This is a genomic window from Novosphingobium sp. AAP83, assembly GCF_001295795.1.
Classification (GTDB): Bacteria; Pseudomonadota; Alphaproteobacteria; order Sphingomonadales; family Sphingomonadaceae; genus Novosphingobium.
Genome location: NZ_LJHY01000016.1, coordinates 505,695 through 529,811, shown reverse-complemented (window position 1 = coordinate 529,811; position 24,117 = coordinate 505,695). Strand labels below are relative to the sequence as shown.

Genomic DNA, 24,117 nt, shown 5'->3' with positions numbered 1-24,117 from the left:
CTCACCGCGCCTCGTCCATCAGATCGCGCATCCGCCGCACGGCTGATTCCAGCCCGACAAAGATGGCCTCGCCGATCAGATAGTGGCCGATGTTCAATTCGGCCAGTTGCGGAATCGCAGCAATCGGCTGGACGTTTTCATAGGTCAAGCCATGGCCTGCATGGGGCTCGATGCCATTAACCGCTGCCAGCGCCGCCATATCGGCAATGCGCTTGAGTTCGACGGCAACCTGCTCACCTTCGGCATGGGCATATTCACCAGTGTGCAGTTCCACCACCGGTACGCCCAGCTTCAGCGCGGCTTCGATCTGGCGCGGTTCCGGCGCGATGAACAGGCTGACGCGGATGCCAGCATCGGTCAGGCGCGAAACGATGGGCGCAAGCCGGTTGTGCAAGCCAGCCGCATCCAGCCCACCCTCGGTCGTGCGCTCCTCGCGGCGTTCGGGCACAATGCAGGCCGCATGGGGCATATGGCGCAGCGCGATCTCGACCATCTCGTCGGTCGCCGCCATTTCAAGGTTCAAGGGCAGATTGGTCGCCGCCTGAATGCGCGCCAAGTCCTCATCGCGAATGTGACGGCGATCCTCACGCAAGTGCGCGGTGATGCCATCGCCGCCCACGCTGGCGACAATTTCTGCTGCGCGCACCGGATCGGGATGATCCCCGCCGCGTGCGTTGCGGATGGTGGCGACGTGATCGATATTCACGCCCAGCCTTAGACTATGGGGCCTGAGGGGATGTTGGGGCTGGTTCAACGCGGAGTTCCTGTCGTACACAAGGCGGCACGGATCACATCATGGGTAATGCCTGCCTGTTGCCAGATTTCGCCATAGGCAGCCTCGGCTTCGGCCCGGTTCGAAGTCATAATGATCACCATATCCAGATCGGGCAAAATGATATTGCGCATTACCACGCCGCCAATAAAGCCGCGCCGCTCGACAATGCGGACAGGCGTATCGCCGCAATCCTTGAGCGGCACGCTGAACGACCATTGGCCCAAAGCCGCATAGCCATATTGGGGCTTGCCGTCCCACATCACGTTGCGCTGGGCCTCGGGCAGCAGTTTGCCTGTCATCAGAGCGCGATCGAAGGCAAGCAGATCGTATGTCGTGCCGTATAAAGCGCCAGCACCGCCGAAATTCTCAAGCCGGAATGCTGATGTCTCCTGCTTGCCGCCGGCATAGCCCGCCACTGTGGGTTCGGCGCGGGGGAACAGGCCGACGCTTTTGAGGCCGAGCGGTTGTGCGATCCGCTCGGCAATCAAGGTGGCGTAAGATTTGCCGCTGGTTGCCTCGATCACCGCGGTCATCATGATGAAATCGCAGTCACCGTAAAAGAACTCGGATCCCGGTTCACGGGCAGTTGGCCCTTCACACCATGTCCGCCCGGTTTCGGGGCTGCTGAGGTCTACCATGTAGAAGGTTGGCCAATCGTCCCTGCCGATGGGGCCTTCTGAGGTGCGCGGCAGGCCCGAGACGTGCTGCATCAGCATCCGCGCAGTGATGCGGCGGGCGTAGGGCGCCTTGCTGTCCGGAAGGTAGCGGTTGATGGGCGCGTCAAGATCGAGCCGACCAGCGGTGACTTCCTGCATCGCAATGGTGGCGGTCACTTGCTTGGTCACCGACGCCCAGCGCCACACCGCGCCTAGCTGGTGAGGGGTATTGCCACCAGGAGCGATTGTGCCGACCGTGCTTTCGAACACCATATGATCACCGCGCGCGATCAGGATTGTGCCGGGCGCGGTTTCAGGGTTGAGCGCTGCGGTGACGGCGGCAGTATTCAGTATCTGCGGCACGGCAGGCTGTGCGCCTGCCGAAACGCCTCCCAGCGTCAGCGCCGCCGCATAGCCAAGGAGCCTGCTCATTTGTGCCTATTCCTTCCGGCTGCCGGGCTTGACGGCCGTGCTCGCGGCCAGTTCCGGTGGCAGTTCATCAGGCGCATAAGTGGGGAAATTGAGCGCAACCAGCGGGAAGAACGGTACGCCCAGATCGACCGCGCCAGCGGAACGGTCGATCAATGACGCAGCCGCGATCACTTCGCCCCCTGCCGCTTCGATGGCGGCAATAGCCTCGCGGCTGGACAGACCGGTGGTGACCACATCTTCGACCATCAGCACTTTATCGCCAGGGTTCAGCGTAAAGCCACGGCGCAATTCAAACGTGCCAGTGGGACGTTCGACAAACATTGCGTCAACGCCCAGCGCGCGGCCCATCTCGTGCCCGATGATCACGCCACCCATCGCGGGGGCGACAACCTTTTGAATTTGCTGACGGATTTCGCGCGGGATCTTTTGGGCAATCGCCACAGCAAGCCGCGATGCCCGCATCGGGTCCATCAGCACGCGGGCGCATTGCAGATAGTGCGCGCTGTGCCGGCCTGACGAAAGCAGGAAGTGTCCTTCAAGCAAGGCTTGGCTGGCACGGAATTCGGAAAGGATCTCGTCTTCGAGCATGAAACACCTGAAGGTCATGAAAGTGCGTGCGCAAATGGCGCTTGCGAAGGTTTGCGGCAACTCTTTTCGACACGCTTGTCCGTTGGCCAAAAGGACACTGCCCGAATGGGTGTGCGCTTGCGCGGAAAAAAAGGCATCCAACCGCTTGAGGCTTATGACAACCGCGCGTATAGGGCGGATCATTCTAGGGACCAGATGAGGCGTGAAAGCGTCTTTTCTATGCAGCGCGCAAGCGTTCGCAAACAGGGAAAAGCGGAAACTTAGACGATGAGTCTTGCTGATACCGCCCGCACCATGGGCAAAGCAATTAGGACCCTTGGCGTTGTCGCCGCACTGACGCTGGGAACGCAGGCAATTGCCGCTGCACCTGTCGCACCAGTTGCTGCTGTCGCGCCAATGGTTACCGCTCCTGATTCGGGAGCACCTGCTGCCGACGCAGTTGCCGTGACCGTTGATAAAGGGTACTACGTTCCCATGAAGCCGACGCCCGGCAAGGGCCAGCCGGTTGCCAATGGGTGGACTTTCCAGGACCAGTATGCCGATACCGGCAAAGAAGCGCTGTGGATGCACGATGTCCTGCTGATGCCGGTGATCGTCATCATCTCGCTGCTGGTGCTCGGCCTATTGCTGGTCGTGATGGCCAAGTTCAATAAGCGCGCAAATCCTGTTGCTTCGAAAACCAGCCATAACACGCTGATCGAAGTAATCTGGACGCTGGTTCCGGTGTTGATCCTTGTGGTCATCGCGGTCCCCTCGATCCGCCTTCTGGCGCATCAGTATGATCCTGCGCCCAAGGGCGCAGTCACTGTTAAGGTGACGGGCTACCAGTGGTACTGGGGTTACACTTACCCCGACAACGGCGGGTTCGAAGTTGTTTCGAACATGTTGTCGCACGAAGATGCCCTCAAGAATGGCGAGCCTTCGCAGCTTGCAGTTGATAACCGCATGGTTGTTCCTGTGGGCGAACCGATCCGCATCCAGACTATTGGTTCGGATGTGATCCACGCTTTTGCGGTGCCTTCGCTCTGGTTCAAGCTTGACGCTGTTCCCGGCCGCATCAACGAAAAAGTGCTGATCATCAATGAGCCCGGCGTTTATTATGGCCAGTGCTCCGAATTGTGCGGCGCTCGCCATGGCTATATGCCAATCGCGGTCGAAGCGCTGCCACGCGATAAGTTTGAGGCTTGGGTGAAAACTCAACCCGGCGGTACGGTTGGTCCTGCGGCGAAAACCGCTGCGGCACCTGCTGCCCCCGCCCCGGTTGCTGATTCTGCTCCTGCAGCACCAGCGGCCTGACGCTAGGTTCATGGACAAGGTTTGACCGAAATGGCCACCATACCCGCAAACGAAGGCTTCGATGCGCACGATCATGCGCACGACCACGATCATGATCACAAGCCGGGCTTCTTCGCTCGGTGGTTCATGTCAACCAACCACAAAGATATCGGTACACTCTACCTGATTTTCGCGATTTTCGCAGGGATCATCGGTGGTGCCGTTTCCGGCATGATGCGTGCTGAACTGGCCTATCCCGGTATCCAGTATCTCGGGTATTTCGCTGAATTGCTCGGCACAGCCAATCCAAGCTTTGACGAGCAACTCCACTTGTGGAACGTGCTGATCACCGCGCACGGCCTGATCATGGTGTTCTTCATGGTCATGCCGGCGATCATCGGCGGCTTTGGCAACTGGTTCGTCCCGCTCATGATCGGCGCGCCAGACATGGCCTTCCCGCGCATGAACAACGTGTCCTTCTGGCTCACATTCGTCGGCTTCTGCTCGCTGATGTTCTCGGCATTCATGCCGGGCGGTACGGGGCAGGGCGCCGGTACGGGCTGGACGGTTTACGCACCGCTTTCCACTTCAGGCTCGGTCGGTCCTGCTGTCGACTTCGCGATCTTCTCGCTCCACCTGTCGGGCGCTGGCTCGATCCTGGGTGCGGTAAACTTCATTACCACCATCTTCAACATGCGTGCGCCGGGGATGACTCTGCACAAGATGCCGCTGTTCGTGTGGTCGGTGTTGGTTACCGCGTTCCTCTTGCTGCTCGCTCTGCCAGTTCTGGCTGCTGCCATCACCATGCTGCTGACCGACCGCAACTTTGGCACCACCTTCTTCGATCCAGCAGGCGGCGGTGACCCTGTACTGTATCAGCACTTGTTCTGGTTCTTCGGTCACCCCGAAGTTTACATCATGATCTTGCCGGGCTTCGGCATCATCAGCCAGATCATCTCGACCTTCTCGAAGAAGCCCGTGTTCGGTTACCTCGGCATGGCTTACGCAATGGTCGCCATCGGCGTGGTCGGTTTCATCGTGTGGGCACACCACATGTACACCACCGGTCTCGACGTAAACACCAAGATGTACTTCACCGCGGCCACTATGGTGATCGCAGTGCCCACCGGCATCAAGATCTTCTCGTGGATTGCGACGATGTGGGGCGGTAGCCTTGAATTCAAATCGCCAATGGTTTGGGCAATGGGCTTCATCTTCCTGTTCACGGTGGGCGGCGTCACCGGCGTTGTGCTTGCCAATGGCGGTATCGACGATAACCTGCACGACACCTACTACGTGGTTGCCCACTTCCACTACGTGCTGTCGCTGGGTGCCGTGTTCTCGCTCTTCGCCGGGTTCTTCTACTGGTTCCCAAAGATGAGCGGCCGGATGCACAGCGAGTTCCTCTCGCACTTGCAGTTCTGGGTGTTCTTCGTCGGCGTGAACCTGATCTTCTTCCCGATGCACTTCCTCGGCGTTCAGGGCATGCCACGTCGCTATCCTGACTACGCTGAAGCCTTTGCGCACTGGAACTGGGTTGCCTCGATTGGCTATGTGATCATGGCCGCCTCGATCGCGATATTCTTCATCAACATGGCTTATGCTTATCTCGCCGGTAAGAAGGCTCCTGCCAATTACTGGGGGGAAGGCGCAACTACGCTGGAGTGGACGTTGTCCTCGCCGCCGCCGTTCCATCAGTTTGAAACCCTTCCCGTGATCGACGATGCTGCGCACGCACACTGAGCTTGATCGCGAACCAGAAAACAGGCCTCCGGGGAAACCCGGGGGCCTTTTTCGTTGGTGACCCGGGCGCCCTCCGGAGTAGGTCGTCCGTTCGCAAAACCGCCAAAACCTGCCCTCAATTCACACCCTGTCCCGTTTCGCTTTCCTCTCGCATCAAGCGCGCGTATAGGCGCGACCAACCATGGAATCAGGACAAACCCTCCCGCTCCCCGCCGATTGGCGCGATTTTTTCGCGCTGACCAAGCCGCGCGTCATGACGCTGGTGATCTTCACCGGTATCTGCGGACTGCTTGCCGCGCCCGGCACCATTCACCCCGTGATCGCCTTTACGGCGATCTTGTGCATCGCAGTGGGCGCTGGTGGCGCTGCTGCGTTGAACCAGTGGTGGGAGGCTGACCTTGACGCCGGAATGAAGCGCACCGCTGCGCGCCCTGTGCCAGCGGGCCGGATGGATCGCACATCGGCGCGCGATTTCGGTTTTGCGCTTTCGGGCGGTTCGGTGTTTACGATGGGCCTTGGCGTTGGTTGGCTGGCCGCTGCCATTCTTGCCTTTTCAATCTTCTACTATGCGTGGATATACACTGTCTGGTTGAAGCCGCGCACCCCGCAGAACATCGTAATCGGTGGCGGAGCAGGGGCCTTTCCGCCGCTGATCGGCTGGATCGCGGTCACCGGCGACATTACGCTGATGCCGGTTCTGCTGTTCCTGATCATCTTCATGTGGACGCCGCCACACTTCTGGGCACTCGCGCTGTTCGTGCAGATCGATTATGCAAAGGTCGGTATTCCAATGATGCCGGTCGTCGCTGGAGAGCGCTCAACCCGTCACCAGATCGCAGCTTACGCTGTTGCGCTTTTGCCGGTTACGCTGGCCCCTTGGTGGATCGGCGGAGCAGGTGTAATTTACGGCGTAACCGCTTTGGTTTTGGGCCTCGTGTTCGCCGCGCTTTCGATCAAGGTTGGCTTGCGGGTTTCGGTTCCGAGCGATGGCATGAAGCCCGAAAAACAATTGTTCAAATTCTCGATACTCTATCTTTTCGTTCTTTTTGGCATGTTGGTGATTGACCGGCTTGCCACGGTGCAAGGCTGGCAGTGATGATTGAACCCCGGAAGCTCGAACCCATGACGCCTGAGCAAACAGAGCTCTATCGTCAGCGTCAGCGCAGCCGCAACAAAGTGCTCGGCATCGTACTGATCTCGTTTGCCATCTTGTTCTTCGCCATCTCGATCGTGAAAATCACCGCGCAGACGGGCGGAGCCGGATAAGATGGTCGTTCGCGTTATTGCTGACCCTCGCAAGAACCGCCGCGTTGCAATGGTGGCGGCAACAGGCGCGCTGACGATGCTTGGGCTCGGTTACGCCTCGGTGCCACTCTATCGCCTGTTCTGTCAGGTCACAGGATACGGAGGCACGACGCAACGCGCAGATGCGCTCACTGCGTCGGGTGTCAAAATCGCCGGAAAAGCTATCACGGTGCGCTTTGATGCCAATGTCGCGCAAACGCTGCCGTGGGAGTTCAAGCCCGAACAGATCAAGCAAGACCTGCGACTGGGCGAGCGCAAGATCGCGACATATCGCGCGCGTAACCTGTCTGGCCGGACTATCACCGGCACCGCGATGTTCAACGTCTCGCCCGAACAGGCAGGCAAATATTTCAACAAAATTCAATGCTTCTGCTTTACCGAACAAAAACTGCTGGCAGGCGCGGATGTGCGTATGCCCGTGATCTATTACGTGGATCCGGCGATCCTTGATGATCCTTCGGCAAAGAACATCGAAGAGATCACGCTCAGCTACACCTTTACCGAAACTGCCGAGAGTGCGGCTGCGGCGCTGGAGAAGCCCATCGCACTATCGATGGAAAAGCCTCTGGACCCGGCGCGAGTGCGGCGATAAAGGCCACTTAAACCTGCGTTCCGAACATCACGTTTGGACCACACTTATTTGACCAGACCTGACTGGGGGATTTCGACGATCATGGCCGGCGCAAAGAACCACGATTATCACATTCTGCCGCCCGACATCTGGCCGATTGTAGGCGCATTTTCTGCGCTGACGATGGCCACGGGTGGTGTCTTGTGGATGCACAAGATGGCAGGTGGCACCGCAACTTTCTACCTCGGCCTGCTGGGCGTTATCGTCACGTTTTTCTCGTGGTGGGGCAAGGTCATTAAGGAAGCGCATGCTGGCGATCACACGCCGGTCGTGCAACTTCATCAGCGCTACGGCATGATACTGTTCATCGCTTCGGAAGTGATGTTCTTCGTCGGCTGGTTCTGGGCCTTCTTCGATTTCTCGCTGTTCCCTTCGGAGCTGGCCGAATCGGTTGCCGGTCAATGGCCACCAAAGGCGATCGAAGCGGTCATGGACCCGTTCGATCTGCCTTTGCTGAACACGCTGATCTTGCTCTGCTCGGGCACTACACTCACCTGGGCGCACCACGCGCTGATCCATGGTGATCGCGATGGCCTCAAGAAGGGTCTGTGGGCGACCATCATCCTCGGCCTCGTGTTTTCTGCCATTCAGGCTTACGAATACTCAGCCGCGCCTTTTGCGTTCGGTGTGAACACATTCGGTTCGTCGTTCTACATGGCAACAGGATTCCACGGTTTCCACGTGATCGTCGGCACGATTTTCCTGATCGTCTGCCTGATCCGCGCTTACAAGGGCCACTTCACCCCGCGCCAGCACTTCGGCTTTGAAGCTGCCGCATGGTACTGGCACTTTGTTGACGTGGTGTGGTTGTTCTTGTTTGTCGCCATCTATGTATGGGGCAGCTGGGGCTATCCGGTCCACTGATGGCAAACGGCGAAAGCCAGAAGACGAAGGGGCAGCCGGGCATCACCCAGGCTGCCCTTTTCGGTTTGTGCCCCTGCTGCGGGGCTAAGGGCCTATGGGGCGGCCCGGCGACCCTTGCGGACATTTGCCGTGCTTGCGGGCAAGACTTCGGGCGCCATGAACCCAAGGGCCGTGGCCTTTACATCGTCGTCCTGCCGGTCACCGTACTGCTGATCTTCGTTGCGCTGAAACTGGATGAGGTGATGCAATTGCCCGTGTGGGTGCTGGTGCCGCTATGGGGAAGTGTCGTACCGCTTACCGTGATTGGCGCGCTGCGCTTTGCCAAAGCCATTGTCCTGATGGCGCGGCTGCAAAAAGAAGGTCTGCTGTGATGCGCCGCGTGCCGGTTTTGCCTACGATCATCGTGCTGTGTGCCGTTGGCGTAATGATCCGCCTGAGCCTGTGGCAGGTTGAACGGATGCACGAAAAAGACGCGATGATGGCACGCTATACCACCGCGCAGGCATCTTCGGCGCAGATGCCTTTCCCAAGTGACCCTGCCGGGGTTGAAGCGGCGCTCTATCACCGCACGTCGATAGATTGCCTTTCCACAGCCAATCCCACCTCCAGATCAGGCCGCAATGCCAAGGGTGATGCGGGCATTGCGCAGATCGTAACCTGCAAATCCGCGACAGGCGCCAATGTAGAGGTCGTCCTCGGCCTCGCCCAGACGCCAGCCATTGTGGCTTGGTCTGGCGGCACGGTAACCGGATGGATCGCGCCCGGCCCCAAACTCGTTGCTGATCCCCCTCTTGCGGGCCTTGCCGCCAACGCCCGCCCCGATCCCAACGACATTGCCAACAACCACTTGGCCTATGCGGTGCAGTGGATATTCTTCGCACTGGTCGCATTGGTGATCTATGCCATTGCCCTGCGCAAACGCTGGCGCGAGCGTAAATAGGCGCGAACGCGCTCCCTGCCTGACACGGACGGAAGGGAGCATATTGCGCGCATGAGCCCAGAATCCTTGCCACAAGCGCGCGTGATCGCTAACCGGCCTTTCCCATGAAGTACGTCAGCACCCGGGGGCAGGCACCCTCTCTCGATTTCCAGGGCGTTACGCTCGCAGGCCTCGCTTCCGATGGCGGTCTTTACGTGCCCGAAGTGTGGCCGCAATTCACCGCAGACGAGATCGCAGGCATGGCGGGGTTGCCCTATGCGCAACTGGCGCAAAAGATCATGCTGCCCTTCGTCGGCGATTGCCTGACGAGCGAACGCCTGCTCGAACTTTGCGAGAAGGCCTATGGCCGCTTTGCCCATGCTGCCGTGGTGCCGCTCAAGCAGCTTGATGAAACCCAGTGGGTGCTTGAACTGTTCCACGGCCCGACGCTGGCGTTCAAGGACGTTGCGCTGCAATTGCTCGGCCTGCTGTTCGAAGAATTCCTTGCACGTGGCGATGATCACCTGACCATCGTCGGTGCCACCTCGGGCGATACCGGCTCTGCTGCGATTGATGCCGTGGCTGGCCGTGCCAAGGTCGATATCTTCATGCTGCATCCGCATGGCCGCGTGTCCGATGTGCAGCGCCGCCAGATGACCACGGTCATCGCGCCCAACGTCTATAACATCGCGATTGATGGCAGCTTCGATGATGCGCAAGCCACGGTAAAGCGCATGTTCAATGATGCCGCAATCACCGGCCGCTTCGGCATTGCTGCGGTCAATTCGATCAACTGGGCGCGATTGATGGCGCAAGTGGTGTATTATTTCTACGCCGCACTGCAATTGGGAGCCCCCGGACGCAAGGTTGCGTTTTCGGTGCCCACCGGCAACTTCGGCGATGTGTTTGCCGGCTACGTCGCAGCCAAAATGGGTTTGCCGATTGAGCGCCTGATCGTGGCGACCAACGTTAACGACATCCTCCACCGCGCATTGTCGACCGGCGATTATTCGGCCAGCACCGTCACGGCCACAGCGGCGCCATCGATGGATATTCAGGTCTCATCTAACTTCGAACGCCTGCTTTTTGATGGCTGCGGACGCGATGGCGCGGCCTTGGCCGAACAGATGCGCACTTTCGAGGCGACCAAAGCCGTTCAGCTCACCAACGCGCAGCGCGAATCGTCTGCCGCGCTGTTCAGTTCCGAACGGGCTGATGCGGGCGATATGGCAAACGCCATGCGCTGGGCCTATGAGATGTGCGGCGAAGTGCTTGATCCGCACACCGCCATCGCGCTTCACGCCGCGCGCGTTGCCACAAACATTCCCGCAGGCGTGCCTATCGTCACGCTGGCTACCGCTCACCCCGCCAAGTTTGTTGACGCGGTTGAGCGCGCCACCGGCCTGCGTCCCGGCTTGCCCGCCCGCGTGGGTGACCTGTTTGACCGTGAAGAGCGCTGCGATCACCTGACCGGCGGCTATGATGAAATCGCGGCATACGTCACCTCGCGCGCCACGGCGCGGAACGGCTAAGCCGGATGGCCACGCTTGATATCCAGCCAAAGCTGATGATCGGTGAGGGCTGGGACGACTTTGCCCTGCTCGATTCGGGCAATGGGCGCAAGCTGGAGCGTTATGGCAAATATCGCTTCGTCCGCCCCGAAGCGCAGGCGTTATGGAGCCCCAACGTGCCCGAATGGCCCGCCGATGCGGAATTCGTGCCCGGATCGGACGAGGACGGTGGCGGTCGCTGGCAGTACAACGGCCCGGTCCCGCGCGATGGCTGGGAACTGGGGCGCGGCGATGTGCGCTTCCAAGCGTCCTGCACACCCTTCCGCCATCTTGGCTTCTTTCCCGATATGGCCCCGGTGTGGGATTGGATGGGCGAGCAGTTGGCGGGCAAGAGCGAGGCTTCGACGCTCAACTTGTTCGGCTATACCGGCGTCGGCACATTGTCGCTCAGCCAATATGGCCCCGTGACTCACGTCGATGCTTCGAAGAAGTCGGTCGCCCAGGCCCGCGTCAATGCCGAGCAATCGGGCATGGCGGACCGTCCGGTGCGCTGGATCGTTGATGATGCGGCCAAGTTTGCCGCGCGCGAAGTGCGCCGCACCAAGCGCTATGACGGCATCATCCTCGACCCGCCGAAATTCGGGCGTGGCCCTGATGGCGAAGTGTGGCGCTTGGAAGAGAACTTGCCGAACCTGATCGCCGATTGCGCGCAACTGCTTGATGCCGATAGCCGCTTCCTGTTTCTGACGGTCTATGCCGTGCGCATGTCCTCGCTCGCCATCGCCGGACTGCTGGCCGAGGCGCTGAAGCACTTGCCCGGCACCATCGAACACGGCGACTTGTCGATTCGGGAAGAAGGCTCGCATGAGCGCTTGCTGCCGACGGCAATCTTCGCGCGCTGGAAAAACTCATGATGAAGTCCGATCTCACGATAAAGACCCTCCCAGAGATAGAGAGGTGGATACATCGCCATGAGGAAAGAGGACTGACGTCAGAACCCCTCTACATTATGCTTTTGGAAGAGCGTATCCGCCGCGCTCAAGCACAGCAGAAATTAAACTTCAACAAATCGCTTGCGCATTTGAAGAGAACAGCAATTGCTCAAGAGTGCACTACTTATGGAGCACTTGCGATATCAAGCGGTGTGGAATGGTCTAAAGCTCGTCATCAGATGAACGGACTTAACGGACATCTCGACCGTTTGCTCGACATTTGCTTCTTAGAAAAACTACCTCTTCTTACGGCAATCTGCGTTAACCAAGGCAACGTTGCTACCGGTGAGCTGGGTGAGGATGCGCTAAAGGGTTTCAGCACAGGCGCACGGCGACTAGGCCTTCAGGTAACCGATGTACTCGATTTTCATCATTTCTGTCGCGAGGAATGTTGGAGATGGGGACGGGAAAATGCGAGTGCTTATCTATGACTGACACCCTGATCCTCGAAGTCGCCAATCTTGAAACCGATGTCCTGACCGGGATCTATTCGGAGGAGACGGGCCGTCCGCAACCCTTGCGCATTTCGATGCGTGTGGGCCTTAAAGTGCAGGATCGCTACACGCCTGATTGCCCGCTCAGCGCCAGCAAGAATTACATGGACCTGAAATTTGCGGCGAGCACAGGCTTGCCCGAGGGGGTGCATTTCAAGCTGATCGAAGCTGTGGCAGACCACATCTGCGAAACACTGTTCTTGCAGGATGACCGGATTATGTGGGCCGAAGTGAAAATCGTGAAGTTGGCGATCAGTGAGAACGGCGAAGAAATCGGGATCACCCTCACGCGTCAGCGTCGCGCCTGATGGCTGAAATGCGTCCGCTGGCGCTTGTTACTGGCGGTTGGAAGCGCATTGGCGGTGCCATCGCTCGCAAGCTGGCGGCAGAGGGCTGGGACCTTGCGCTGCATGCCCACCGCGCCAGTACGTTCGATGCCGAATTCAAGGCGCAGCTCGAATGGCTTGGGGCTGCGGTTTATCCCCTCGCAGGCGATCTTAATGACCCGGCATTTCCGCCGCATTTGATGGATGAAGTGGCAACGCTTGCGGGCCGTTCCCCCGATCTGCTGGTGAATTGCGCCTCGCTGTTCCACGATGATCGTGCCGATACGATTACCAGCGTAGAGCTGGAGCAGCACTTTCGCGTCAATATGTTTGCGCCGCTCTTGCTCACCCGCGCTTTTGCCGAGGCTTTGGGTGAGCGTAGCGGCAGCGTGGTCAATATCCTCGATCAGCGGGTGATGAACCCGGTGCCTGACCAGATCAGCTATACCTTGTCCAAGCAGGCGCTGCATGCCTCGGTGCGCACATTGGCGAGGGCGATGGCCCCGCGCGTGCGAATTAATGGTGTCGCCCCCGGCCTGATCCTGCCCACGTCTGATTATGACGCGGCGCAATGGCAGCGTCTGGAAGACATTATGCCACTCAAGCGCTTGCCCGGAGCCGATGAAATCGCCGATGCCGTGCACTACTTGGCACAGGCCCGTTCGGTCACGGGACAGACTATTTTCGTCGATGCGGGCGCAAACCTTGAATCGTACCCGCGAGACTTCGTATACATGGAGAAGTGAGCATCACCTCTCCCACCGCCAATGCGCCGCTGATTGACCGTTTTGCGCGGCGAATCACCTATCTGCGCCTGTCGGTGACAGACCGCTGTGACCTCCGCTGCGCCTATTGCATGCCCGAACGCATGGAGTTTCTGCCCCGCGCTGAAGTTCTGACGCTTGAAGAAATGCACCGCCTCGCGCTGGCCTTCATCGAACGCGGTGTGCGCAAAATCCGGCTGACTGGTGGTGAGCCGCTGGTCCGGCGCGATATGATCCAATTGGTGCAGGCCTTGGGCCGCACGCTGGGGGACGGGCTGGATGAACTGACGCTAACCACCAACGGCACCCGTCTTGCCGAATTTGCCGATGATCTGGCAGGGGCAGGCGTGAAACGCATCAACGTCTCGCTCGATACGCTGGACCGCGCTGCTTTCGCCAAGCTGTCGCGCCGCGATATGTTGCCGCAAGTGCTTGAAGGCATTGCCGCAGCCAAGGCTGCGGGCCTTAAGATCAAGATTAACGCGGTTGCGCTGAAGGACATTAACGAGGCCACACTGCCTGACCTGATCCAATGGGCGCACGGTGAAGGGCATGATGTAACGCTCATCGAAGTCATGCCTTTGGGCGAAGTCGAAGGTGATCGCTTCGATCATTACCTGCCACTCGACGCGGTGCGCCGCGATCTGGAACAGCGCTGGACCCTAACCCCCAGCGATGCGCGTTCCGGTGGACCTGCGCGCTATGTCGATATTGCGCAAACCGGCGGTCGGCTTGGCTTTATTACGCCACTTACCGGAAACTTCTGCGAAGGTTGCAACCGCATCCGTGTGACGGCCACTGGCCAGCTTTATATGTGCCTTGGCGGGGAGGGCCGGGTTGATCTGCGCGCCGCGCTGCGGTCAGACAATCCGGACGAACAGCTTGCCACCGCCTTTGCCCGCGCGATGGGCGAAAAGCAGGAGCGCCATTCGTTTGTGATCGACAAGCCCGGCGGCGCACCTGCCGTCTCGCGCCACATGTCGACCACCGGCGGCTGACCCCGTGCCCAAACTGATATTCCTGGGCCGGCTCGAAGACATCGCGGGCGCAGCCGAAATGACGGTTGCTCCAGGTCCGCTTGAACAGACGCTTGCCCTACTCGATCCAGCGCTGGCCGTGCAATTGCTGGGCGAGAAAGTGCGCATGGCGCTTAACGGCAGCTTGCTCACCGATATGGGCTGCATCGTGCTGGACGAGGGCGATGAACTGGCGTTTCTGCCTCCGGTCAGCGGTGGCTGACATGGCCGACGTTCGCTTGGCCGAATCGGCGCTCGACCCTGTGGCCGAGATTGCCGCGTTCAACGCTAAGCACGCCACCTCTGGCGGGATAGTAACCTTCCTTGGCCAAGTGCGTGAAGGTGGCGGTGTAGAGGCACTGGAGCTTAAACACTATGGCCCGATGACACTACCGGGCATGGTGGAACTGGCGCACGTCACACAGGCGCGCTGGCCGCTTGAGGGGCTATTGATCGTTCATCGCAGCGGTGTGATGCATCCCGGCGATCCGATCGTGCTCGTCGCCGCCGCCGCCCGCCATCGCCGCGATGCTTTCGAGGCTGCCGATTTCGCGATGGATCACCTCAAAAGCGAAAGCTGGTTCTGGAAGCGCGAGAAAACCGAAGCGGGCTGGCGCTGGATCGAACCGCGCGAACAAGACCATGACGATCTCGCCCGCTGGCGGTGACTAGCGGGAAATTTTGCCCAGCAGCGAATCGATCACGTCGGTTTGGCTTTCGATCAGCGCTTCGACCTGATTCTTGATTTCGCGCACGGCTTTGACATCCGCGTCTGTGCTGCCTGCGGCACGGTTGCTGGCCTCCACTTCCAGCCGGTCAAGATCTGCCAGCGTCATGCCAAGCGTAGAGCGCGCCGATTCGAGCCCTGCGATAGCCACTGATGCGGCTGACCATGCATCGCTGCCTCTGGCTGCGCCAGAAGCTGAACTTGCCGCACGTATGGCAGCAGGTTTCCTTGCGTCAAACACGTCGTAGGCGTCCCGCGCTGCGATACGCATTGCGCCAAGGCGACTGGCGAGGGCTTCAGACACGCCTGCCGGAATGCCGGGCTGCGCTGCTGCCTGATCGGCGCGCGCCGTGGCATAGGCCTGTTCTGCAGGGCGTGGTGCCAGAGACGGGAAGTCTGAACGCGGCGCGCAGCCGCCGACCAGCGCGGCCAGACCTGCCAGAGCAACGGGCGCGAAGAGATGGGGAGACCTTTTCATGGCGATGCCATAGCACGCGTTGGCATTCCTGCCAGAGACACATAAAGCAGGAGCAGCGGCCAATCCGCGCCAGCACTGCATTTTCAGCGCATCGTGACGGTCAGGTGGCATTGACATAGGGCAGGGGTTGGATTATCCGCCCCCTTCTTTCCGGGACCCCACATTCTTGCGGGGAAACGGTATGTTGCCCGTTGTCAGCGATTCGCAGGCGTTGGGTGCCTCAAGTGGATCGCCATGGGCAACCTTGGCATTTTGAACGGATAGTAGAAACCATGTTCGCAATCGTGCGCACGGGCGGCAAGCAGTATCGGGTTGCCGCCGGAGACAAGATCGCGGTCGAAAAGCTGGCTGGTGAAGCCGGTGATACGATCACGTTGGGTGATATTCTTCTCGCCGGTGAAGGCGATACCGTCGCTGACGCATCTGCGATCACGGTTTCGGCCGAGATCATTGCGCAGGCGAAATCGGAAAAGGTGATCGTTTTCAAAAAGCGTCGCCGTCACAACTATCGTCGCAAGAACGGTCATCGCCAGCAGCTCACCCTGCTGCGCATTCTGTCCGTCGCCTAAGCGTACAGTTCGGAGTTATTCGATATGGCACATAAGAAAGCAGGCGGTTCTTCGCGCAACGGTCGCGACTCAGCAGGCCGCCGCCTTGGCGTTAAGAAGTTCGGCGGTCAGGAAGTGATCGGCGGCAACATCATTATCCGTCAGCGCGGCACCCGCGTGTATCCGGGTGTCAATGTCGGCATCGGCAAGGATCACACCTTGTTCGCATTGACCGAAGGCCGCGTCCGTTTCCACGGTGGCAAGCTCGACCGCAAATACGTTTCGGTCGACGTGATGGCGCAAGCAGCAGAATAACCGGATGGTCGTTCAAAGGGCCATCCTGATGGGGTGGCCCCGCCAATCGTTGCAGATTGGCCGATAGAGGGAGAGGGCCCTGCCCATCTCCCTCTTTTCATGTCTCCCTCAGGCTTCACCCGCGTTTCAAGCGCTCCATCGCGATATCGATTCGCTTGGGCGCAAGGCGCAACACGGCTGTCACTTCATGCGCCTAACGGCGCTGTGGAGGCGGGCCGGGTTTAGGAGACTGAGATGTTTATTCGCAGCGAACGGCTGTTCCTGCGGCCAGCTTGGCCGGAGGACTGGGCCGAACTTCACGCCTTGATCGATGATGAGGCCGTCGTGCGCAACCTTGCGCGCGCGCCTTGGCCTTATGGCCCGGATGAAGCCCGCAGCTTTGCCGCCAGCGCTCAAGGCACGCGTCACCCGCACTTCTTCGTCACCTTGCCCGGAGCCACCGGTGCGCACCTGATCGGCTGCGTCGGCTTGGTCGAGGAAGACGGCGAAACCGCGCTTGGCTATTGGATTGCCCGCCAGCACTGGAACAACGGTTACGCCACCGAAGCGGTCCGCGCCGTCTTGTCGCTCGCGCCTACGTTGGGCCATCGTCGGATCGTGGCGCAGCATTTCATCGATAATGCGGCATCGGCGCGGGTGCTGGCGAAAGTCGGTTTCTGCCCAACTGGCGAAGTCCGCCTGCTCCGCAGCGCTGCCCGTGTCACAGCCGAGCAAACGCTTACCCATGCCATCGATCTGCGCCAACCGGCGGATTGCGATGACCCCGAGGACGGCGGGTTCAACCCGATGCGAACCTTGCGCGCGGCGTAAGAGAACAGCCCCCTCTCGCAGGCGGGGGGGGGCACTCCGGCGCTCGAGAAATCCACACGCCATAGCGTTTCAGGTTTCACGCAGAGACGCAGAGAAGAAGTTAAGGCGCAGAGAAGTCAGCCTGGGCCGCAAGGCCCCCGAAAAATCAAACCTCGCACCAACCGGCTTGGCCAGACTTGAGAAACGGCTCCGCCGTCATTCCGCTTCCGCGTCTCTTCTTCTTCTCTGCGCCTCTGCGTAAAACCTGACATACCCGCAGGTGAATTTAGCCGTAGCGGGATGGGCACCGCGCTACGCCGCAAACCCAGTCAACCAGCTATCACCGCATCAGAAAATTCGCTATCCGTCTTTGCAATAAGGGCGCGGTCATCATGCTGCCACGGGTGGAACCCCGGCATGAAATAGCTCAGCCAAGCAGGAAATACGCGGCGCACCACGCCCGGCTTCCACAGCAGATAGGCCACCAAGCGCCATTTCCACTTCGCACCGGTCAGGCCATCCTGCGCCAGCAGGTCCAACGTATCTTCAACGCGATGTGTAAAGAAGTTCTTGGTCACGATCACCATCATCAGCGATTTGACCTTCCAGCGCTTCCACCGGCTCCAGCCTTTGGTTGCATGCAGCCAGGTGTCATAAGCGACGCCCTTGTGCTCGATCTCTTCCATCGCGTGCCAGCGCCACATCGCGGCGGCTTCCTGCTCGGCTCCGGCAAAGTGCGCAGGGTTGGCAAGAAATTCGTGCGCCATCATCGCCGTATAGTGTTCCAGCGCCATCGTGGCAGCCAGATTGACGATGACCGGGCGGTCCTTGGTCAGCGCCAGCATTTCTTCCACACGCTTGTCGATCTTGGCGATGTCATAGCCAGCAGCCTCGGCCATGCGGTTAAACGCCACATGTTCGCGCGTGTGATTGATTTCCTGTTTGATAAAGGCGCGGATTTCCGCCTCCAACTTGGGCGGTGCACCATCGCGGTGGGCCTTTACCGATTCGATAAAGAACGCTTCGCCCCGGGGGAAAGTGGCCGACAGCGCGTTGTGCCACGCAGTCGCCACCGGATCATTGTTCAGCCACCACCGGCCCGGAGGGGCATTGCGGCCAAAGCGCCGGTCCCGGATCGTGATCGTCAGATCAGCGGGCGTGGGCACTGTCTTGCCGGAAGCGGCGCTGCGCTCTAGTGCGGTAGCGGGGGTCATGGCTGTCATGAGCGATAATTTAGGCGTGCTTACACCAATGTCAATAAGAAAGCGACTCTCGCCCGAAGAAAGCCGCATGGCAGCACTTGAGGCGGCGCGCGGGCTTTTGGTGGAAACGGGGCCGCAGGCGGTTACGCTCAAGGCCGTGGGCGCGCGCATCGGACGCACACATGCAAACTTGTTGCATCACTTCGGTTCAGCCGCAGGCCTGCAAAAGGCGCTGGCAAAGCACCTTGCCGAAACGATCTGCGCTACGATTCGCGACGCAGTTATCGCGAGCCGTTCGGGTATTGGCAGCCCGCGCGATGTGGTAGACCTTACGTTCGATGCTTTCGGCAAAGAAGGCGCAGGCGCGCTGACTTCGTGGATGTTGCTATCGGGCAACGAGGACGCGCTCGATCCTATTGTCGATACGATCCACGATCTGGTGATTGATCTTGATGAATACGGTTCGGACACGCAGCGCAGCAACACGTTGGCGCTTGTGCTGATGGCGCTTGGTGATGCACTCATGGGTGGTCCCTTGGCGACCGCGCTTGAGCTGCCACGCGAAGCCGCGCGCGACCGTGCCGAAAAGATGCTGGTCGAAGGGCTGCAAGCCGCGCCCGTCAATCCGGAGGGGTAAGGTCCATCCACGCAGGGGCAAGATCGGCGGGAATATCCTCAACCCGCCGATGATCCACCGCCAACCCCAATTCGGGGTATCCCGTCCGTCGCCGCGATTCGTCTGACCGATCCAGCGGCACCACCAGCAACCGCCGATTCACTTTCTGCCGCCAATTCATCCGCGCGGTGTTTTCCTGCCCCACATAGCAGCCCTTTGTGAAGCTGACGCCGTTCAGGTCCACCGCGTTGCATTCCAGCCACAGCACATCGCCGAGCTCCGCCTGCCCCTCGGTCACGCCCAGCGACAGCCGGTGCGCGGTCCAAGCCTCATCTGCGGCCACGTCCGAATCGCTGGCCGGGGCAATCCAGCGCTGGCCGAGCGCGGAAAGGCGAGGGTCGGGCGTGCCGCCATCGCCGGGGTGACTCTCCCAATGCACCGCCAGATCATCGGCGCGCGCGATGCCGATCTTGCGGCGCAGCCGATACAGCGTCAGCCGCTTGGCCAAAGCATCGGCAGAACTGGCCTCACAATCCAGCAGCAATCCAGCGCCGTCCGGCCAGACCAGAAAATCGAATAGAACCTTGCCCTGTGGCGAAAGAAGCGCCGCCCATGCAGGCAGGGTGCCTTTTACATCATTGGTCACCAGTCCTTGCAGGAACGCGGCAACGTCTTCTGCGGGATCTTCGGGGGAAAGGCGGATCAGCGCGCGTGTGAAAAGACGTGTCATGGCTGGAACATAGGCAGCCAAACCGCTAAGGGGAAGGGATGAGTGAAACGCTGACGATCCGCCGCCCCGATGATTGGCACACGCACTTGCGCGATAATGACCTGCTCAAAGGCGTTGCGCCCTTCACTGCGCGCCAGTTTGCCCGCGCAATCGTCATGCCTAACCTCTCGCCGCCGATGACCGACGTTGCGGGCGTTTCGGCCTATCGTGACCGGATTATCGCGGCTCTCCCCGAAGGCAGCGATTTCACGCCGTTGATGACACTATACCTGACCGACGACACCGATCCTGCCGAAGTCGAACGCGGCTTTGCCTCGGGCACATTCGTTGCGGCCAAGCTTTACCCTGCCCATGCCACCACCGGTTCAGCGCATGGCGTGACGGATATCCGCAACATCTATCCCGTGCTGGAAAAGATGCAGGCAATCGGCATGCCGCTGCTGATCCACGGCGAAGTGACCGACAATCATGTCGATATTTTTGACCGCGAGGCCGTGTTCATCGAACGCACGCTGGTGCAACTTGTGGCAGACATGCCCGCGCTAAAGATCGTGTTTGAACACATCACCACGCAAGAAGCGGCCGATTTTGTCGAAGGATCGGGCGAAACGATTGCGGCCACGATTACGCCGCAGCACTTGCATATCAACCGGAACGCCATGCTTGTCGGAGGAATTCGCCCGCACGCATTCTGCCTGCCTGTGGCCAAACGCGAAAAGCACCGTCAGGCTTTGCGCAAATTGGCGACATCGGGCTGCACACGTGTGTTCCTTGGCACTGATACCGCGCCCCATGCCAAGGACCTGAAGGAATCAGCCTGCGGTTGCGCAGGCATTTTTAACGCGCCTTTTGCGCTCGAAAGCTATGTCACCGTGTTTGACGATGAAGGCGCGCTCGACAAGTTCGAAGCCTTCGCCTCGCTTAATGGCCCGGCCTTCTATGGCATGCCCGTGAATGAAACCACGATCACGCTCGAGAAAGCGCCTGTCACCGTGCCCGACAAGATCGATGCAAATGGCACGATCATCGTGCCGTTCCATGCAGGTGAGACGCTACGCTGGCGTCTGGCGTGACCGACGCAGCATGTCCCAACTATAAAGCGCGATTGCGGCCCAGATCAGGGTAAAGCAGGCCATCCGCGTTTTATCGAGTTCTTCGCCGAACACCGTCACCCCCAGCAAGAAGCTGATCGTGGGCGAAATGAACTGGACGAAGCCTAGCGTAGATAGCGGCAGCGCGCGAGCCGCAGTGGCAAACAGCATCAAGGGTACGGCCGTTGCAAGCCCCGCACCTGCGATCAGCGCAGCGGTTTGTCCGCCGCGCAAAAGGCTCATACCTTCTGCAGAATTGGCCGCGAACACCAAAATGATCACGGCTGGGGCCAGTAGCAGTGTGGTTTCAATGGTCAGTCCGTTTACCGCGCTCACTTGCGTATGTTTGCGCACATAACCATAAGCGGTGAACGTGATGGCCAGCGATAGGGCCACGACAAGCGTCTCGATCGCGCCCGCCAGCAGAAGCGCAATTCCCATGCCAGCCAGCGCCACTGCCATCCATTGCGGCTTGGTCAACCGCTCACCCAGCAGCATTGTGCCAAGCAGCACGTTCAAAAGCGGGTTGATATAATAGCCAAGGCTGGTCGCCAAGACATGACCGGACTTGATCGCAATCAGGAAGATCAGCCAGTTTGAACCGATCAACAGAGCGCTGATCAGCAATTGTCCCAGTAAGCGCAGGTCTGCAAAAGCCGCGCGCAGTTCAGTTGCTTGCCCGCGCGCCCAGATAATGCCGAAACACACTGGTATTGTGAACACCACGCGCCAGCCGACCAGTTCGTGCGGCGGCACGTCGGTCAACGCATAAAAATAGAGCGGCAACAAGCCCCAAACGATATAGGCGGCAAGCGCTGCGGCAAGGCCCTGCCGGATCGCGGGGGTAAGGTTCATAGCCAGGCCTTTGCCAGCATAGAGTGGTGCCGCCAAGCCCTTCAATGCTCAACGGCTTGTCGCAAGCAGGAGCCGTTTTTGTCGCATGTGCTGTTTCTGACACTCTGGTTGCGGCCTGTTCAGGTTTCTCTTTGTAAACATGAACCAACGAAAGCTTCAGGACGATCCCGGAATGGCCGGTGCGTCCTCATAAAGAGGAGAAGGCCCATGTTCAGCTTCAAGAATGCAGCGCTTGCACTCATTGCTGCCTCGACCGTTGCCACCGCGGTTCCTGCCGCTGCCGCCACGGCATCACATGGCTCTTCGGCTATTGTTGCTACGCAATGGCAAGGCTGGGATGATAACCACCGGGACGACCGCCGCGATTGGCGCGATGAGCGTCGCGACTGGCGCAGTGATCGTCGCGATTGGCGCGATGACCGTCGTGGATGGCGTGGTGAGCGCGCATCGTGGCGTGGTGACAACCGTCGCTGCTCCAACGGCACCACAGGCCTGATCGTGGGTGGCGCAGCCGGTGCCCTGCTGGGTCGCGAAGTTGCGGGCCGTCGCGGTGACCGGACGCTTGGCGCAGTTTTGGGTGCTGCTGGTGGCGCACTGCTGGGCCGCGAAGTGGATCGTGGTGGATCACGCTGCCGTTAAACAGATTGGCCGCCCTTCGGGTTGCATCGCAAGGCTGGTAAAGGAGCGCTTTCTTTTAGGGGAGCGCTCCTTTTTTATTAACCATACTTAGGTAAAGACCACGGCATGAAGTGGCCGCGCTCCATCATGCCGATCCTGATACTGCTGCTAGCGGCATGTGATTCCGCACCTGTCTATCAGGATGGGGAACCGCTTGACCCTGTGATGACCGAAGCCCTCGAAGGGCAATTGCTGGTTGATCCCGATCTGACCCAGCAGAACATGCGCAACTTGGGCGTTGTGCCTGGCGGCCCTATAGACCCGGCGCTGCCGTTCCCCAATCCGCCTGCCAAATAGCGCTCAGTCGCTGCGCAGGCCCACGCCGATGCTGGCGCGCGGTTGGTCCATCTCGGTCGAGGCAACCGGATATGCGCAGTAATCCGCCGCATAATAAGCACTCGGACGGTGATTGCCCGATAGGCCGATCCCTCCAAACGGTGCTGCAGAGCTGGCGCCGTTGGTTGGCCGGTTCCAATTGATCACCCCTGCGCGGACGTTGGCCCAGAAGCGGTTGTAGTCCTGTGGCGTGCCGCCAATCAACGAAGCGGACAGACCAAAGCGGGTACTGTTGGCCTCGGCAATCGCTTCGTCAAACTCGTTCACTTTAACCACTTGCAACAGCGGGCCGAACAATTCCACATCGGGCCGCTCCGCGACGCCGGTCACGTCGATGATCGCGGGCGATAGAAACGGCAGGTTATCGCGCAGCCGCACCATATGCTTGATCGGGCGGCCACCGGATGACAGCAGATAGACAAAGCTTTCGGTCAGGCCGTCAGCGGTGCGATTGTCGATCACCGGCCCCATATAGGGCGGCGGATCATCGAATGGCGCGCCGACGATGATCCGGTCGGCAAGGCGTTTCACCCCGTCGATCACTTCGTCATAGATCGATGCCTTGACGATCAACCGCCGCGCGGCGGTGCACCGCTGGCCCGCGCTGGTAAACGCCGATTGTGCGATAAGTGCAACCGCATCCTGCATTTTGGGCGTGTCCCACATCACGATGGGATTGTTGCCGCCCATTTCGAGCGCCACCATCTTGCCCGGATTGCTGGCCAGCTTGCGGTTGATCGCGATGCCGACATGGGCAGAGCCGGTAAACAGCACGCCGTCCACGCCATCATGCGCGACCAGTTCCTGCCCCGTTTCAGGCCCGCCTATCAGCACTTGCACCGCCGCTGCGGAAATGCCCGCACGGTGGAAGCATAGCGCCAGCAATTCGCCCGTGGCAGGCGTTTTTTCGGATGGCTTGAAGATCACCACATTGCCGGCAATCAAAGCAGGCACGATGTGGCCATTGGGCAGATGCGCCGGGAAATTATATGGCCCGAGCACCGCCATCACACCATGCGGCTTGTGGCGCAGGGCTGCGGTACCCTGAAGCGCGGAATCAAATTTGCGCTGCGACGTGCGATCCGCATAAGCGCGCACAGACACCTCTACCTTGTTGATGACGCTTTCAACTTCGGTTCGCGCCTCCCACATCGGCTTGCCCGTTTCGCGCGCAATCATCGTGGCCAGTTTGTCGGCTTCCTTGCGCACTTCATTGGCAAAGCGGCGCACGAGTTCGATGCGTGTGGCCAAAGGTTGCGCCGCCCAGACCGGCCATGCCCGCCGCGCGCGCGCCACCACGTCGTCGACGTCGCCGACTTTGCCGCGCCACATTTCCTCGCCGGTAGCGGGTTCATAAGATACGATTTCGGCAGCTGCCACAGATCAACCTGACTTCTTCTTGGGTGTTGGGCGTTGTAACACAAATCCCTAACGCGGCTTTTAAACACTTTGGCTGCAAAT

31 protein-coding genes are annotated in these 24,117 nt (G+C 59.8%); 23 read left to right on the top strand and 8 right to left on the bottom strand.

Annotated features, from left to right (window positions below):
- Position 1: 1 nt before the first annotated feature.
- Genes IP81_RS09380 through pyrE form a run of 3 tightly spaced genes read right to left on the bottom strand, consistent with a single transcriptional unit; the run spans position 2 to position 2,451 of the window.
- Entirely contained in the window at positions 2-754 is a 753-nt protein-coding gene (locus IP81_RS09380) for a pyridoxine 5'-phosphate synthase (RefSeq protein WP_054107692.1), read from the bottom strand.
- On the bottom strand, positions 751-1,863 hold the full coding sequence (locus tag IP81_RS09375; RefSeq protein ID WP_054107691.1) for a serine hydrolase: 1,113 nt from the start codon (positions 1,861-1,863) through the stop codon (positions 751-753). Before IP81_RS09375 ends, IP81_RS09380 begins: the two co-directional genes overlap by 4 nt.
- 6 nt (positions 1,864-1,869) lie before the next feature.
- Positions 1,870-2,451, bottom strand: coding sequence for an orotate phosphoribosyltransferase (pyrE, locus tag IP81_RS09370; protein WP_054107775.1), 582 nt, complete (start codon positions 2,449-2,451; stop codon positions 1,870-1,872).
- A gap of 267 nt (positions 2,452-2,718) precedes the next feature.
- On the opposite strand from pyrE, the gene coxB reads away from it, so the two are divergent.
- The 16 genes from coxB to IP81_RS09295 all read left to right on the top strand — a co-directional run bounded on the left by coxB (position 2,719) and on the right by IP81_RS09295 (position 14,959).
- Positions 2,719-3,747: a cytochrome c oxidase subunit II gene (gene coxB / locus IP81_RS09365; RefSeq protein WP_054107690.1), complete on the top strand. Its 1,029-nt coding sequence runs from the start codon at positions 2,719-2,721 to the stop codon at positions 3,745-3,747.
- Between the two features lie 30 nt (positions 3,748-3,777).
- Positions 3,778-5,469 (top strand): cytochrome c oxidase subunit I, encoded by a 1,692-nt coding sequence (gene ctaD, locus IP81_RS09360; protein WP_054107689.1) that lies wholly within the window; start codon positions 3,778-3,780, stop codon positions 5,467-5,469.
- Positions 5,470-5,650: 181 nt separating this feature from the next.
- Positions 5,651-6,565, top strand: a complete 915-nt coding sequence (locus IP81_RS09355; RefSeq protein WP_054107688.1) for a heme o synthase — start codon at positions 5,651-5,653, stop codon at positions 6,563-6,565.
- Positions 6,565-6,735, top strand: coding sequence for a hypothetical protein (locus tag IP81_RS20885; RefSeq protein ID WP_197274580.1), 171 nt, complete (start codon positions 6,565-6,567; stop codon positions 6,733-6,735). Before IP81_RS09355 ends, IP81_RS20885 begins: the two co-directional genes overlap by 1 nt.
- Position 6,736: 1 nt before the next feature.
- The gene (locus tag IP81_RS09350) at positions 6,737-7,366 is read left to right on the top strand and encodes a cytochrome c oxidase assembly protein (protein WP_054107687.1); all 630 of its coding nucleotides are present in this window, start codon (positions 6,737-6,739) and stop codon (positions 7,364-7,366) included.
- Positions 7,367-7,447: 81 nt separating this feature from the next.
- Positions 7,448-8,269 (top strand): cytochrome c oxidase subunit 3, encoded by an 822-nt coding sequence (locus tag IP81_RS09345; protein ID WP_054107686.1) that lies wholly within the window; start codon positions 7,448-7,450, stop codon positions 8,267-8,269.
- Positions 8,269-8,640 carry a DUF983 domain-containing protein gene (locus IP81_RS09340; RefSeq protein WP_054107685.1) on the top strand — a complete coding sequence of 124 codons (372 nt, stop codon included), beginning with the start codon at positions 8,269-8,271 and terminating at the stop codon, positions 8,638-8,640. The genes IP81_RS09345 and IP81_RS09340 overlap by 1 nt, the downstream gene beginning before the upstream one ends.
- Positions 8,640-9,209, top strand: coding sequence for an SURF1 family cytochrome oxidase biogenesis protein (locus IP81_RS09335; RefSeq protein ID WP_054107774.1), 570 nt, complete (start codon positions 8,640-8,642; stop codon positions 9,207-9,209). Before IP81_RS09340 ends, IP81_RS09335 begins: the two co-directional genes overlap by 1 nt.
- Before the next feature lie 104 nt (positions 9,210-9,313).
- The gene (gene thrC / locus IP81_RS09330) at positions 9,314-10,720 is read left to right on the top strand and encodes a threonine synthase (protein ID WP_054107684.1); all 1,407 of its coding nucleotides are present in this window, start codon (positions 9,314-9,316) and stop codon (positions 10,718-10,720) included.
- A 5-nt stretch (positions 10,721-10,725) separates the two neighbouring features.
- A complete protein-coding gene (locus IP81_RS09325; protein WP_054107683.1) occupies positions 10,726-11,613 on the top strand; it encodes a class I SAM-dependent methyltransferase in 888 nt (295 codons plus the stop codon).
- Complete coding sequence (locus IP81_RS09320) at positions 11,610-12,122, top strand: hypothetical protein (RefSeq protein ID WP_231626277.1); 513 nt, start codon at positions 11,610-11,612, stop codon at positions 12,120-12,122. Before IP81_RS09325 ends, IP81_RS09320 begins: the two co-directional genes overlap by 4 nt.
- The gene (locus IP81_RS09315; RefSeq protein WP_054107682.1) at positions 12,119-12,493 is read left to right on the top strand and encodes a dihydroneopterin aldolase; all 375 of its coding nucleotides are present in this window, start codon (positions 12,119-12,121) and stop codon (positions 12,491-12,493) included. Before IP81_RS09320 ends, IP81_RS09315 begins: the two co-directional genes overlap by 4 nt.
- Complete coding sequence (locus IP81_RS09310; protein WP_054107681.1) at positions 12,493-13,257, top strand: SDR family oxidoreductase; 765 nt, start codon at positions 12,493-12,495, stop codon at positions 13,255-13,257. Before IP81_RS09315 ends, IP81_RS09310 begins: the two co-directional genes overlap by 1 nt.
- 2 nt (positions 13,258-13,259) lie before the next feature.
- Positions 13,260-14,273 (top strand): GTP 3',8-cyclase MoaA, encoded by a 1,014-nt coding sequence (moaA, locus tag IP81_RS09305; RefSeq protein WP_369800729.1) that lies wholly within the window; start codon positions 13,260-13,262, stop codon positions 14,271-14,273.
- Between the two features lie 4 nt (positions 14,274-14,277).
- Positions 14,278-14,514, top strand: a complete 237-nt coding sequence (locus IP81_RS09300) for a MoaD/ThiS family protein (protein WP_054107679.1) — start codon at positions 14,278-14,280, stop codon at positions 14,512-14,514.
- Between the two features lies 1 nt (position 14,515).
- Positions 14,516-14,959 carry a molybdenum cofactor biosynthesis protein MoaE gene (locus IP81_RS09295; RefSeq protein ID WP_054107678.1) on the top strand — a complete coding sequence of 148 codons (444 nt, stop codon included), beginning with the start codon at positions 14,516-14,518 and terminating at the stop codon, positions 14,957-14,959.
- Here the strand turns inward: IP81_RS09295 and IP81_RS09290 are convergent, their stop codons facing one another.
- Positions 14,960-15,496: a hypothetical protein gene (locus tag IP81_RS09290; protein ID WP_054107677.1), complete on the bottom strand. Its 537-nt coding sequence runs from the start codon at positions 15,494-15,496 to the stop codon at positions 14,960-14,962. It abuts the gene before it with no gap.
- Between the two features lie 272 nt (positions 15,497-15,768).
- On the opposite strand from IP81_RS09290, the gene rplU reads away from it, so the two are divergent.
- The 3 genes from rplU (at position 15,769) to IP81_RS09275 (ending at position 17,169) form a co-directional block, all read left to right on the top strand.
- Positions 15,769-16,065, top strand: a complete 297-nt coding sequence (rplU, locus tag IP81_RS09285; protein WP_054107676.1) for a 50S ribosomal protein L21 — start codon at positions 15,769-15,771, stop codon at positions 16,063-16,065.
- Between the two features lie 24 nt (positions 16,066-16,089).
- Positions 16,090-16,359 carry a 50S ribosomal protein L27 gene (gene rpmA / locus IP81_RS09280; protein ID WP_054107675.1) on the top strand — a complete coding sequence of 90 codons (270 nt, stop codon included), beginning with the start codon at positions 16,090-16,092 and terminating at the stop codon, positions 16,357-16,359.
- A gap of 234 nt (positions 16,360-16,593) precedes the next feature.
- Positions 16,594-17,169, top strand: coding sequence for a GNAT family N-acetyltransferase (locus IP81_RS09275; RefSeq protein ID WP_054107674.1), 576 nt, complete (start codon positions 16,594-16,596; stop codon positions 17,167-17,169).
- Between the two features lie 308 nt (positions 17,170-17,477).
- Here the strand turns inward: IP81_RS09275 and IP81_RS09270 are convergent, their stop codons facing one another.
- Positions 17,478-18,362 (bottom strand): metal-dependent hydrolase, encoded by an 885-nt coding sequence (locus tag IP81_RS09270; protein WP_054107772.1) that lies wholly within the window; start codon positions 18,360-18,362, stop codon positions 17,478-17,480.
- 37 nt (positions 18,363-18,399) lie between these two features.
- On the opposite strand from IP81_RS09270, the gene IP81_RS09265 reads away from it, so the two are divergent.
- Positions 18,400-18,987 (top strand): TetR/AcrR family transcriptional regulator, encoded by a 588-nt coding sequence (locus IP81_RS09265; protein WP_054107673.1) that lies wholly within the window; start codon positions 18,400-18,402, stop codon positions 18,985-18,987.
- Here IP81_RS09265 and IP81_RS09260 read toward each other — a convergent pair.
- Positions 18,971-19,696 carry a folate-binding protein YgfZ gene (locus IP81_RS09260; protein ID WP_054107672.1) on the bottom strand — a complete coding sequence of 242 codons (726 nt, stop codon included), beginning with the start codon at positions 19,694-19,696 and terminating at the stop codon, positions 18,971-18,973. The genes IP81_RS09265 and IP81_RS09260 overlap by 17 nt on opposite strands.
- Before the next feature lie 38 nt (positions 19,697-19,734).
- Between IP81_RS09260 and pyrC the strand changes: the two genes are divergently transcribed.
- Positions 19,735-20,769, top strand: a complete 1,035-nt coding sequence (pyrC, locus tag IP81_RS09255) for a dihydroorotase (protein WP_054107671.1) — start codon at positions 19,735-19,737, stop codon at positions 20,767-20,769.
- Here the strand turns inward: pyrC and rarD are convergent.
- Positions 20,749-21,642 (bottom strand): EamA family transporter RarD, encoded by an 894-nt coding sequence (gene rarD / locus IP81_RS09250; protein ID WP_054107771.1) that lies wholly within the window; start codon positions 21,640-21,642, stop codon positions 20,749-20,751. The genes pyrC and rarD overlap by 21 nt on opposite strands.
- Positions 21,643-21,849: 207 nt before the next feature.
- On the opposite strand from rarD, the gene IP81_RS09245 reads away from it, so the two are divergent.
- Positions 21,850-22,281 (top strand): glycine zipper 2TM domain-containing protein, encoded by a 432-nt coding sequence (locus IP81_RS09245; RefSeq protein WP_054107670.1) that lies wholly within the window; start codon positions 21,850-21,852, stop codon positions 22,279-22,281.
- Positions 22,282-22,386: 105 nt separating this feature from the next.
- A complete protein-coding gene (locus IP81_RS09240) occupies positions 22,387-22,617 on the top strand; it encodes a hypothetical protein (RefSeq protein WP_054107669.1) in 231 nt (76 codons plus the stop codon).
- A 3-nt stretch (positions 22,618-22,620) separates the two neighbouring features.
- On the opposite strand, the gene astD is transcribed toward IP81_RS09240, so the two are convergent.
- Positions 22,621-24,036, bottom strand: coding sequence for a succinylglutamate-semialdehyde dehydrogenase (astD, locus tag IP81_RS09235; protein WP_054107668.1), 1,416 nt, complete (start codon positions 24,034-24,036; stop codon positions 22,621-22,623).
- Positions 24,037-24,117 lie beyond the last annotated feature (81 nt).